Here is a 12,332-nt window from a genome sequence, read left to right as displayed (position 1 = left end):
GATCGCGTGGACTGTGTGGAGGGCCCGGGTGACGCGGTCGACCGGCTGGCTGCGTTCCTGCGCGTCGATCCGCCGGATCTGGTGCTGGCCGGTCGGCGGGCATGCGGCGGCGACGATAGCGGCATGCTGCCTTATCTGCTGGCCGAACGTCTCGGCTGGCCGCTTCTGGCCGGGGTGATCGCGGTCGGCGCGGTGACCGACGGTTGGTTACCTGTCACGATCGGCTTGCCACAGGGTGCGCGCCGGCAGGCCCGGGTCCGCATGCCCTGCATTCTGTGCGCTCATGACGCGGCACCCGCGCCCCCGTTCGTCTTCGACCGGGCGCGCCGGGTCGAGTTGCGGATCGTCCCCACGCCCGCGTTGCCCTCGGTCGCGGCCGATATCGCGCCGAACGGGATCGACCGGCCCTATCGCGCGCGCCCGCGCCTGATCGGTGCCACGGCACACGCACGGGCGGGACAGGTGCTGGACCATCCCGATATCGCCGAAGCCGCGTCCGTCCTGCGCGACCATCTCCGGGCGCTTGGCGTGCTCGAACCATCACAAGGAGCACCTTTGAATGAATGATGCCTTGCGTGCGTTGCTGGATCGACTGGCCTTTCAGCCGAAGGGCGTGCGTCATCCCCCCGTCGGCACGGTGGAGGAGGCGCATCGCCATTACGGGGGGCTGGAGGGCACGCACACGAAAAATGCGTTCCTGAAAGACGCCAAGGGCGTATTGGTGCTGGTCACGGTGCCGGCGGATTGCCGGTTGGACATGAAGGCTTTGCCGGCGCTGATCGGGACCAAGCGCCTGTCTTTTGCCAGTCCCGACCTCATGCGCTCAGTTTTGGGCACCGAGCCGGGGGCGCTGGGACCGCTCAGTCTGGTGGCCGACAGGCAGCATCAGGTTCGCTTTGCCATCGAATCTTCGCTGCTCGAGGCTGACGCCATCACCTGCCATCCGCTGGACAACACCGAAACCTGGGTCATTCCACGCCGTGAATTCGGTCGGATCATGGACGATCTTGGGATCGCGCCGATCGTGTTCACGCTGGAGAGCGTCGCCGGGACCACGTGACGTTCGCGCCCCGACGGAGAGAGCCGGGTATCAGTCCGGGAACACGACGGTGCGGTGTCCGTCGAGGATGACACGATGCTGAAGGTGATAGTTTACGGCGCGGGAGAGGACGCGGCGTTCGACATCGCGCCCCTTGCGGATCAGGTCTTCGGGCGTATCCGCGTGCGTGATGCGCTCGACATCCTGTTCGATGATCGGCCCTTCGTCCAAATCAGTCGTGACGTAATGGGCGGTTGCGCCGATCAGCTTCACACCGCGCGCATGCGCCTGGTGATAGGGGCGCGCACCCTTGAATCCGGGCAGGAAGGAATGATGGATGTTGATGCACCGGCCTGCGAGGGCGGATGACATCTCGTCCGACAGCACCTGCATGTAGCGCGCGAGAATGACCAGATCCGCGCCGCTCGACGCGATCAATGCCTGCAGACGGGCTTCCTGTTCGTGCTTGGTGTCGCGGGTGATGGGAAGGTGATGGAACGGGATCGAGCCGATCTCGACCGCCTGGGTCGCCGCGCGAGGGTGGTTCGACACGATGGCAACGGGGTCCATCGCCAGTTCGCCGATGCGCCAGCGGTACAGCAGGTCGGCCAGACAATGGTCGAATTTCGAGACCATAATCAGTACGCGCTGGCGCTCGCGCGGCAGATGAAGCTGCCAGTGGGCATCGAACCGTGCGGCGATTGCTGCCAGCATGTCCTGGTCGGGCGGCGCGTCGGCGGTGAAGGCGATGCGCATGAAGAACCGGCTCTCGGCCAGGTCGGCATGCTGGTTGATTTCGATGATGTTCGCGCCAGACTGAAACAGGAAACCTGACCAGGCAGCGACCAGCCCCGCCTGGCTGGCACAGGTAACGATCAGGACATGCGCGTCGGAATGGGCCATGGATCAGGGTATCTTTTCAGGTGATCGTCATTGATTGGAGAACAGGCGAATACCGACATGCGACAGCATTTCCGGCGCGGCGTGAGGGCGCGCGAAATCGGGCAGCGGGGTACGATGGCAGGCGCTCGGGCTGATGCCGAACAGCGTTTTGAAGTGGCGGGAGAAATGCGAGCAGTCCGAGAAGCCCATTTCGATGGCGACTTCGGTCACGCTCATCTCGCCGGCTTCCAGCAACGCACGGGCATGGCGTAGGCGCAGCGAGCGATAGAAATCCTGTGGCTTGCGGCCCAGCGCGGTCTGGAACAGGCGTTCGAGCTGGCGGCTGGAAATACCCAGTCGCGCGGCGAGCTGCGTGATCGGCAACGGCCGCGTCATGTTCTGTTCCATATGCAACACCGCGCGTCGGACTCGGGGGTCGGCAAAGCGGGTTTCGGAGGCCAGGGTGGGGGGCTGTGGCTGCAGGCGTATCTGGTTGCTGATCTTGCCGGCGCGTTCCATCAGCAGGATGTGGCTTGCCTTTTGCCCAGCCGGGCGACCGATGCTGCGTTCGATCAGATGCAACGCCACGTCAGACGCCGCCCCCCCGCCCGAGCACGTGATGCGGTCGCCATCGTCGAGGAACATCTGGTCGCTGACTGCTTCGTGCGCGGGAAAGGCGTCCTGAAAATCCTGATGATGATACCAGCTGACGCAGACGCGGCGATTCTCCATCAGCCCGGCCTGACAGAGGGCGAACGTGCCGGTGCAGACACCGACTAACGTGATACCCATCTCCGCAGCCCGGCGCAGCCATATGGCCGTTACGTAGTCGATTTGTTTCTGTCCGTACAAAAGGCCGCCGACCACGACGATGTAATCGAACGCGCGCGGATCGCCCAAAGACGCGTCACGTGCGATCGCGACACCGCAACTCGATCGTACCGGGTGGACCGAGGAAGACAGGACCTGCCAGGAACAATGGATCGGGCGGCTCCGGTCGTCCTTGTCGGCGGCCAGGCGCAGATGGTCGACGAACAGCGCGAACGCGGAGAGGGTAAAATGCTCGGCAAGGATGAAGCCGACGCGCAGTCGCGGTTTCGTCTCGCCGGACGCTCCTTCTGACATGACCACTCTCCCGGCTGAGCCGGATCCGGCAATGCGGTCCGGCACGTGATTGCTGATCCGAAACAAGATTACGGGCGGAAAACGTCTGCTTCCTTCTTAAATAGCGACATAAACTTCATTTTTTACGACACAGCCGGTCAATTGCGCGGGGGCGGGGCGGGGGGCATCACGTGTGGAAGCGGCGGTACGACCGGGTTCGTATGAGCGATCGAAACGTGACGGGGTGCGGGGCCAGACCCCGTGTTGTCGGTCGGGCGGGGCCCGCGTGGATCTGACGCGCGTCGGAATCCGTGTGTGACGCGCGGTCGTCGGAACGTTGCGCCGGCGCGGTGCGTCACGGAGCGGGCGGCGGCGCGGCCATAAGTGCCTCGACCATCGGTCGGCCGGGTTGGCCATCGCGGGTGACAATCGTGTCAAGCCAGCCGCGCCAGACATCGGGGTGATCATGCAGCCAGTGCCAGGCGGCGATGTTGGGCGGCGTATGATCGCGCTGGATCGCCATCATCATCTCGTTCTCGTCGGGTATTGTAAAACGTATCCGGGCGAGCAAACGCGTCGCATTGGGGCACGCCACATCGTAGTCGCGGCGCACGACGGTGTGGACCGACGCCCCTCCGTCCGGGCCGAACACGGCCTCGCCCCCGGTGAGATAGCGCAGGGAGAAACGCATATTCATGGGATGCGGCTCCCACGCGAGGAACAGGATCGGGCGACGGCTCTGGACATCGCGGTCCACTTGCGAGAGCATGCCTTGCTCGCTGCTTTCGACAAGCCGGAAATGGCTGAGGTTGAACGCGTTTTTCCGGATCATGTCGAGCACGAGCGTATTGCCGTCGTTGCCAGCCTCCAGTCCGAAAATCACATGGCCGAGCCGACCGCTCCACGCGGCGATGTCGTGGTAATCACGAAGGCCTGCCTGCCAGACGTAGTCGGGAACCGCCAGCGTGTAATGCGCGCCGGACAGATTGGTCGCGATGCGCTGGACACTGTGATCGGCCAGAAAGGGCGCGATGGCCGTATGGCCTGATGGCTCCCAGTTACTGAGGAACGCGTCCACGCGTCTGTCGCGCATCGCGACGTACGTCATGGTCAGCGTCAGCATAGGCACCTGCGGCTGATAGCCAAGGGCGCCAAACAACTGCGCGGCAACGGCGGTGACGGCCTCCGCGTCGGTCCATCCCACATCGGACAGACGGATCGGCGCGCACGACGGCGGATCGGCCCTGCCGACGGTTGCCGGGGTGTCGGTGGCGCCCGCACACGGCGCGAAAGCCGGTGCGAGCACAAGACCCAGCAGCGCCGCGCGCGTGCGTATCCTGCGGGTCAGGGGCTGTCTCCCAGTTCAGATACGGGCTGACCGGGCGCTGGAAAACGAGCGCGGCGTTCGAGCACCTCGAGGTCCATATGGCTGCGGACGTACAGCGAGCCGGCATCGCGTCGTGGCTGATGGTCCCATGTCGGCGGTACCCCCTTGCGCATTGCGTCGGCCACGAGCCGTCGACGGCGCTGGGACGCAAGGACATCGTCATGGAGCTCACGGAGGTTCCAGCGGCTGGCCACTTCAGTCGCGAAGGCCTCGCACAGTCTGGCATGGCCCGGATCGGGGGCGAGATTGACCAGTTCGAGCGGATCGGCCTGAAGGTCGTACAACTGGTCCGGATCGGTGGGACAGTGCACGAATTTCCAGCGCCCGCGCCGGATCATCACGATGGGGGCGACCGCGCCTTCGGCCGTATACTCCCCCAGCGCCAGCCCCTCGTCGTCCTGTCCCATGCAATAGGGCAGCAACGAACGGCCGTCGCCGGGCAGCGTGTCCCTCTGTCCCGCCAAGTCGCACAACGTGGGCAGAAGATCGACCAGCGAGACGCTCGCCCCGACGCGCCGTGGGGCGAAACGCTCCGGCGCGCAGATCATTAGCGGAATGCGGCAGGCATCGTCGAAGAAGCTCATTTTATACCACTGGCCGCGTTCGCCCAACATCTCGCCATGGTCGGCGATCACGATCACGATGGTGTTGCGGTCCATGCCCGTGTCGCGGAGCGTGGCGAGGATGTGGCCGAAGCAGTCATCGACAAACGAGCACGCACCATAATAGGCGTGACGGGCGGCGCGGACCTGCGCCTCGCTCGTGTTCTGCAGATCCATGCCATTGATGTGACGCAGACGCGCCATGTGCGGATCGCGGTCCTGCGGCGGGGGGGCTGCCACCCGGGGCATGTCGATCTCCGCGTCGGTATAGCGGCTCCACCACGGATCGGGGATCGTGAACGGATCGTGCGGGTGGGTGAGCGACACCACCATGGCAAAAGGCCGGCGGTCCGGATCACGGGCGAGGTCGAACAGCTTCTGTCGTGCGCTGAAGGTGACTTCCTCGTCGAAATCGAGCTGGTTCGTGCGCACGCATTTGCCGGCTTCGGTGACGGAGTTCATCGTATGATACCATTCCAGACGCTCGTCGAAACGGGTCCAGTCCGGTGTCCAGTTGAAGTCGGCGGGGTAGATGTCCGTGGTCAGTCGCGTCTCGAAGCCATGCAGCTGGTCCGGGCCGCAGAAATGCATCTTTCCGGTCAGGATCGTCTCGTAACCGGCCAGACGCAGATGGTGGGCAAATGTCGGCGTCTGGGCGGGAAACTCGGCGGCATTGTCATACGCGCCGATCCGCGAGGCCAGCCGTCCGCTCATGAACACGGCCCGGGACGGCGCGCACAGCGGAACATTGCAATAGGCGTTGTCAAACACCACCGCGCGTCTGGCCAGTGCGTCCAGATGCGGCGTCCTGGCGACGGTGTTGCCGTAGGCGGGCAGGGCACTCGCCTTCATCTGGTCGGCCATCAGGATCAGGATATCGGGTTGTTCGCGCATAAGGGAGTGTCCCGTTCTCCGAGAAGAAGCCGTGGCCCATCGTGTTGGCGACGCCGAGGTTAGTGCATGGCCGTTTCGCATCGCGTGAAGGTACGCGTCATCGCCTGTTGTCGGTCCGACACGTTACGGCCGGATGCCACACGAGATCACGTCGCACCTGCTTCGTCCAGTGTCCTTCACAGGCCACGGCCCCACCATGCATGGCGATCATCATAAGAGGACCCGGGCGACCCTCGCGTCTGGCGGCGGATAGGAACGGGCACAGCGTGGTTCCATATCGGTGTAGTTCGGACCGGCTGCGCGAATGGCGCGGCAACTCCAATGCGAATTGCTTCCCTTTCGCCGGGTCTGGCTACTGTAGATTTGTCCGACAGGGGCGCGCGTGCACAGACATGAGAACGTGTGTCTTATCGCGGAAGACGGTGCTACCGGGCAGTAAATACTCTTAATATTCATAATGAATGGCGGTTTCGGCGTTTTTTGAAGTCGACAATAAAATAATAGATCTGTGATGTCGCCTTCGTTCATGCGTTAGTCGAAAATATTCAATATTTATATTGCGGAGCGAAGCGGCATGCCTACTGTATGTTGCACATTTGCAATGTATTTAAAAAAGCGTGTGCCATGGGAAGCAGGCGCGCGGCATGCTCTGGTTCGTACTTGCGTCCGCTCCGGATGGCGAGATATCGTCACGATATCGAAAGAAAAAATTCTTTACGCAAAGACGTTTGCTCTCTTCGACTCCGCGACAAGCGGTGCGTGCTCCATTCTGCGGCGCTCGGGAACGGGTTCGTCAGGACAGGCGATTTCGTTTCGGGGTACCGGTGTCAGCCCGACTGACCGCCGCAACCGTTCAGCCTGACGAAACGACCATCGGAGTGCTTGATCTATGCGACGGCCTAATCATCGCGGACGTGTTTTCTTCGCTTCAATGCTTCTTTCGACGACGGTCATCTCCGCCGCCGCCGTGTCCATCGGACGCGCGGCAACGACAGGCACGCCGCCGCGTGGCACGAAGGCGGCCTCGGCACATCCGGCGGTAGCGTCCCGCGCCTCGTCACAAAACGTGTCGTCCGGGTCGCGCCGTACCATCATTGATTCGGCGGCACGGAACGAAGACATCGCGGTCTCGGCACGCAGGCGGGCGCATGGCACGATGATTTCGGTCGGTGCGACCGCGATCGCGCGCTCCGTCCCCGGAACGAACCCGCTCAAGGTGTTGTCCCAGCAACCCGGTGTCATGTTCCAGTCCGATGACCCGCAAGGTGTCGATACGTGGTCGACGCAGATTTACATGCACGGCTTTTTGCAGAACCAGATCAGTACCACATTGGATGATATCCCGCTGGGCGAGCTGGCCTACCGGAACTACAATGGTCTCAGCCCGATTCAGGCGATCAGTTCGGAAAACGTCGAACGGCTGGACGTCTCAACCGGAGCCGGCGCGGAGTCCGTCGCCAGCACAAACAATCTCGGCGGCTCGATCGAGTATCATTCATCGGATCCAAAGGCCCTGCGAGGGGCTACGATCGCGCAGACATTTGGTAGCAACAACCTGTTTCATACGTTCGTTCGTCTGGACAGCGGTGAGTTGAACCACACGGGGACCAAGTTTTACGTGTCGTATATGCGCAACAACACGGACAAGTGGAAAGGTGGTGGCAACCAGTTTTTCCAGCAGGTGAACGCCAAACTGGTGCAGCCTGTCGGACAGGACAGCAAGATCTCGGCGTTCTTCGATTTCAGCCAGTATATGCAGTACAACTATCAGGACTATTCCCTCGACATATGGAAGCATGGCGGAAAGTACATCGATAACTACTATAACGGCCAGGCGAGCGGCTATCTGGCGTCCTATGCGGCCGCGCTGGGGAATTATCCAAGTTCCCTGAACGGTATCACTGACAAGGCCGACGCCGCCTATTATGATGGTGCGTCCGCATCGACGGACGTCTTCGGTGGCTTGAAAGGTGATTTTCGCCTGACGGAAAGACTACGCTGGAAAACGTCGATTTACGGTCACGGGGAGAAACAATACAACACGTGGAGCAACCCGTTTTATTCCTCGCCCAACGGTGCTCCGATGTTTGAGCAGGTCAAGGAGCCGAGCATTCAGCGGTTCGGCATCCTGTCCTCGGTGCAGTATGACGTCGCCCATAATCATCTGGAGGCGGGCGTCTGGTACGAGAACAATAAATTTGACTCGACCATGTATGGTTACGAGCAGCCTCTGGTCGTCAATGGTGTCATTCAGGGGACGCCGATCAACACGCTTGGTAATTTCAACAAGCTGACGCCGTTCATGCAACTGTTCGGACAGACGATCAACACGAACACCTTCACGGCGTTCGTGCAGGATACCTACAATCCCCTGCCGAACGTCGCGCTGCATTTCGGCTTCAAGTCGTTGCTGAACACGTCTCGGGCGGGCGACGGTTACTATAACACGGCGTATTATGGCGCCGGTGCCGAGGCCGCGGGTACTTTGACGACAGCGCGGGCGTTTCTGCCGCACATCAGCGGTGACTGGCACTTCCTGACACACCATGAACTCTATTTCGATGTGGCCGAAAACGTTCACGCCTATCCGCTCGGCCAGTTCAAGACGGTCGCATCGCCCTTTGCGGTCACGCAGGCGGCTTTCGACTTCGCCAGATCATCCCTGAAGCCGGAGAGCGACTGGGCGTTTGCCGTGGGGTATCGTTATTCCGATCACTTTATGGATGCGACGCTGCATGCCTATCACACGAACTTCTATAACCGTTTGCAGCAGATCACGTCTGGCTCGATCGTCAATCCCGTCTCCACGGTGTTGAACGTCGGCGATATCACCATGAACGGCGTGGATGCCGGCCTGACGATGCGTCTGATGCGCGGATTGTCGCTCTACAACAGCGTCAGCTGGAACCATTCGACCTACGACAGCAATATCACGACGCAGGGAACGACCTATTATTCCCGTGGCCAGCAGGTCATCGCGTACCCGCGCTTTATGTACAAGTCGAGCCTGAGCTACGAATACGGGAATTTCGACGCGCACATCGACGCGTCGTATATGTCCAAGCGTAACCTGAGTTATGTCGGAGACGCAAAGGTGCCGGCGTATTGGCTGGCCGATTTCGGCATGCGTTACCGATTCGGGGGGCTTGGGAAATATAACCACGCGCTGAATTTCGTGCGTAACCTGGAATTCGATTTTAACATCTATAACCTCACCAACCAGACCTACGTGTCGACGATGGGTGAAAACGGCTTCCCGCTTTCAGGAGACATGCAGACCTTCCTGTTGGGTGCTCCCCGGCAGTTCTTCGGGTCCGTGAAGGCGGAATTCTAGCCAGTTCGGCGGTGTTGTGTTCGGGTGTGGCCGCCGAAGTGGTTGGTCGCACCCGGCGGCCCCTCAGACGTGCCAGGGCGTGGGGGCGCCGGACGGACTGGGCGCAGGTGGTTCAGCCCCCTCCGGTGCCCCGAGCACTGGAACGCAGTACTCTCTCAGGAACGTTCCGGGAGACCGATACGCTGGCGTTCCTGCCAGTCCGGAGCGTCAAAATAGGGCGCGTTCGAACGCGGAAGCGGTGGCAGTCCGCGAATCTGATCGGCTGCTTTTTCGGCGATCATCACCGTGGGGCCGTTGAGATTGCCATTTGTCACGCGTGGCATGATAGACGAATCGACGACCCGCAACCCGTCCACGCCAATCACGCGCGCCTGCGGGTCGACAACTGCCATGGGATTATCGGGCGCGCCCATCGCGCAGGTGCAGGACGGATGCAGCGCGCTTTCGACCTTCTGGCGAATGAACGCGTCGATCTGTGTGTCGGTGACGCAGGTCGCGCCGGGTTGAAGTTCCTCGCCCCGATAAGCGTCGAAGGCCTGCTGCGCGAAAATCTCGCGCGTCAGACGGACACAGGCCCGCATGTCGGCCCAGTCTTCTTCGTGGCTCATATAATTGAACTGGATCAGGGGCTTTTGCGCCGGATCGTTTGAACGCAGACGCACCCAGCCCCGGCTTTTTGAACGCATCGGTCCCACGTGCGCCTGATACCCGTGTCCACGGGCAAGCCCTTTGCCGTCATACGTTACCGCCAGAGGCAGGAAGTGGAACTGTATATCGGGATAGCGGACACCGGCACGGCTGCGAATGAACCCGCAACTCTCGAAATGGTTTGTGGCGCCAAGGCCGTTCTTGAACAGAAGCCATCGCAGGCCGATCCGCATCTTGGCCAGGGGGGACATGGCCGAATACAGGCTGATCGGTTGGCGACACGCCACCTGGAAATAAAATTCCAGATGGTCCTGAAGATTTTCGCCAACTCCCGGACGATCCACGAGCACCGGTATTCCGTGCGCCCGTAGCTGTGCTGCCGGACCGATTCCCGAGAGCATCAGCAACTGTGGCGAATTGATCGGCCCACCGCACAGAACGACCTCGCGCCGCGCCCGCACTTCGTGCACGTCGCTACCGCGCGTATAGAGAAGGCCCGTCGCCCGTTGGCCCGTGAACAGGATCCGCGTCACGCGGGCATGGGTTTCCAGCGTGAGATTGGGACGCTTCATGGCCGGACGGAGATAGGCGTTGGCGGTGCTCCAGCGTCGACCGTTCTTCACCGTCATGCTCATGCGGTCGAAGCCTTCCTGGCGGAAGCCGTTATAATCCTCGGTGCACCCATATCCGGCCTGCTCGCCGGCCTTCATCCATGCCGCATGCAAGGGATTGTCGAGCGTCCCATATTGTGTGTGCAGATATCCTCCGCGCCCACGATAGGAATCCTCGCCTTCCGCGCACTCTTCCGCGCGCCGGAAATAGGGCAGAACGTCCTGATATCCCCAGCCGCGCGCGCCCAGTTTCTCCCATTCCTCAAAATCGCGCGCATGGCCACGCACGTACACCATGCCGTTGATAGAGGACGAGCCACCCAATCCTTTCCCGCGCGGTGTATGCAGACGCCGTCCGCCAAGGTGCGGCTCGGGCTCGCTTTCGTAAAACCAGTTGAAGCGCCGGGAATGCATCGGCATGGCAAGGGCACTCGGCATCTGGACGATCACCGACTTGTCGCTGCCGCCGAATTCCAGCAGCAGCACGCTGTGCCGACCGTCTTCGGTCAGGCGATTGGCCAGCACGCATCCCGCCGATCCCGCACCGACGATGACATAATCGAATTCCTGCATCAGTAAGGTGCCTCGACATCGCCAAGCGCGACATACACACTCTTGATCTGGGTGTAGTGATCGAGCGCCGCGCGGCTGTTTTCCCGTCCGATCCCCGATTGCTTGTAGCCGCCGAACGGTAGCTCGATCGGTGTGACGTTATATTGGTTGATCCAGCACGTACCGGCTTCCATCCGCGCGATCACCCGGTGTGCACGGGCCAGATCGCGGGTGAAGACGCCCGCCGCCAGCCCGAAGTCGCTGGCGTTGGCGCGCGCAACCACCTCGTCTTCGTCCACGAAGTCGAGGACGGCCATGACGGGGCCGAAAATCTCTTCCCGCACGATCGTCATCGCATCCTGGCAACCGACAAACACAGTCGGCTCGACGAAAGCGCCACGGTGCAAGGCGCCGTGGGTGGCGCGGCGACCGCCGACAAGGATCTCCGCGCCTTCCCGCCGCCCTGTCTCGATATAAGACAGCACCTTGTTCATGTGAGGCTCCGAAATCAGTGCCCCCACGTCCGTTCGCGGGTCCAGCGGATCGCCGATCGTCATGGCCGAAATGCGCGCCTTGAGCCGGGCCAGAAACTGCGTGCGAATACCGCGCTGCACAAAAACGCGCGTGCCGTTCGAGCAGACCTCCCCGGCTGAATAGAAGTTGGCCAGCAACGCCGCGGACACCGCATTGTCGATATGCGCGTCGTCGAACACGATCAGCGGCGATTTGCCGCCCAGCTCGAGCGTGACGTATTTCAGCGTCGCCGCGGCATCGGCCATGACCCGCCGTCCCGTTCCCACTTCACCCGTCAGCGACACCTTGCGGATGTCGGGCGATCGGGTCAGGAGCTGTCCCGTGTCGCGTGCCCCCTGAACGACGTTGAACACGCCGTCGGGCAGCCCCGCCTCGCGGAAGATCGCCGCGAGCCTGATCGCGGTCAGCGGGGTCAGTTCGGCGGGTTTGAAGATCATCGCGTTGCCGCACGCCAGCGCGGGTGCCGCCTTCCAGCAGGCGATCTGAAGCGGATAGTTCCACGCACCGATGCCCGCCACGATCCCCAGCGGTTCGCGGCGGGTGTAACCGAAGGCGCTCGGGCCGAGATCGACGCTCTCGCCCGTCATCGTTGCCGCCAGCGCCGCGAAATAGTCCAGCGCGTCGGCGCCGGATGCGACATCGACGCTCGACGTCTCGGCGATCGGCTTGCCCGTATCCAACGTTTCGAGGCGCGCGAGCGCGGCATTGTCCCGCCGCAGCAGTTCGGCCGCGCGCCGCAGGACCT

General features: G+C 62.1%; 8 protein-coding genes and 1 pseudogene. 3 read left to right on the top strand and 6 right to left on the bottom strand.

What is annotated here, in order from left to right; genetic code table 11:
* Together HUK82_RS10690 and HUK82_RS10685 are read left to right on the top strand one after the other, a co-directional pair.
* Positions 1 to 567, top strand: a pseudogene (locus HUK82_RS10690) (hypothetical protein); the annotation flags it as partial.
* Positions 560 to 1,060: a prolyl-tRNA synthetase associated domain-containing protein gene (locus tag HUK82_RS10685; RefSeq protein ID WP_176613940.1), complete on the top strand. Its 501-nt coding sequence runs from the start codon at positions 560 to 562 to the stop codon at positions 1,058 to 1,060. The pseudogene HUK82_RS10690 and the gene HUK82_RS10685, both read left to right, overlap by 8 nt.
* Before the next feature lie 30 nt (positions 1,061 to 1,090).
* Here HUK82_RS10685 and purU read toward each other — a convergent pair whose 3' ends face one another.
* From purU to betC, 4 genes are all read right to left on the bottom strand, one after another.
* Complete coding sequence (purU, locus tag HUK82_RS10680) at positions 1,091 to 1,942, bottom strand: formyltetrahydrofolate deformylase (protein WP_176613939.1); 852 nt, start codon at positions 1,940 to 1,942, stop codon at positions 1,091 to 1,093.
* Between the two features lie 27 nt (positions 1,943 to 1,969).
* Complete coding sequence (locus tag HUK82_RS10675; RefSeq protein WP_176613938.1) at positions 1,970 to 3,046, bottom strand: GlxA family transcriptional regulator; 1,077 nt, start codon at positions 3,044 to 3,046, stop codon at positions 1,970 to 1,972.
* A 334-nt stretch (positions 3,047 to 3,380) separates the two neighbouring features.
* Positions 3,381 to 4,331: a glycine betaine ABC transporter substrate-binding protein gene (locus HUK82_RS10670; protein ID WP_176613937.1), complete on the bottom strand. Its 951-nt coding sequence runs from the start codon at positions 4,329 to 4,331 to the stop codon at positions 3,381 to 3,383.
* Positions 4,332 to 4,369: 38 nt separating this feature from the next.
* Complete coding sequence (betC, locus tag HUK82_RS10665; protein WP_176613936.1) at positions 4,370 to 5,908, bottom strand: choline-sulfatase; 1,539 nt, start codon at positions 5,906 to 5,908, stop codon at positions 4,370 to 4,372.
* A 931-nt stretch (positions 5,909 to 6,839) separates the two neighbouring features.
* Here betC and HUK82_RS10660 point away from each other — a divergent pair.
* Positions 6,840 to 9,242 carry a TonB-dependent receptor gene (locus HUK82_RS10660; RefSeq protein WP_246495678.1) on the top strand — a complete coding sequence of 801 codons (2,403 nt, stop codon included), beginning with the start codon at positions 6,840 to 6,842 and terminating at the stop codon, positions 9,240 to 9,242.
* Positions 9,243 to 9,397: 155 nt separating this feature from the next.
* Here HUK82_RS10660 and betA read toward each other — a convergent pair whose 3' ends face one another.
* On the bottom strand, positions 9,398 to 11,074 hold the full coding sequence (betA, locus tag HUK82_RS10655; protein WP_456304200.1) for a choline dehydrogenase: 1,677 nt from the start codon (positions 11,072 to 11,074) through the stop codon (positions 9,398 to 9,400).
* Positions 11,074 to 12,332 (bottom strand): betaine-aldehyde dehydrogenase (gene betB, locus HUK82_RS10650; RefSeq protein ID WP_176613934.1); only part of this gene is annotated, 1,259 nt, incomplete at its 5' end. The genes betB and betA, both read right to left, overlap by 1 nt.

The organism is Ameyamaea chiangmaiensis (genome assembly GCF_013376175.1).
In the GTDB taxonomy this organism is placed as follows: domain Bacteria; phylum Pseudomonadota; class Alphaproteobacteria; order Acetobacterales; family Acetobacteraceae; genus Ameyamaea; species Ameyamaea chiangmaiensis.
Note: the sequence above shows the minus strand (reverse complement) of the source record. Positions and strands in the feature narration are given on the sequence as shown.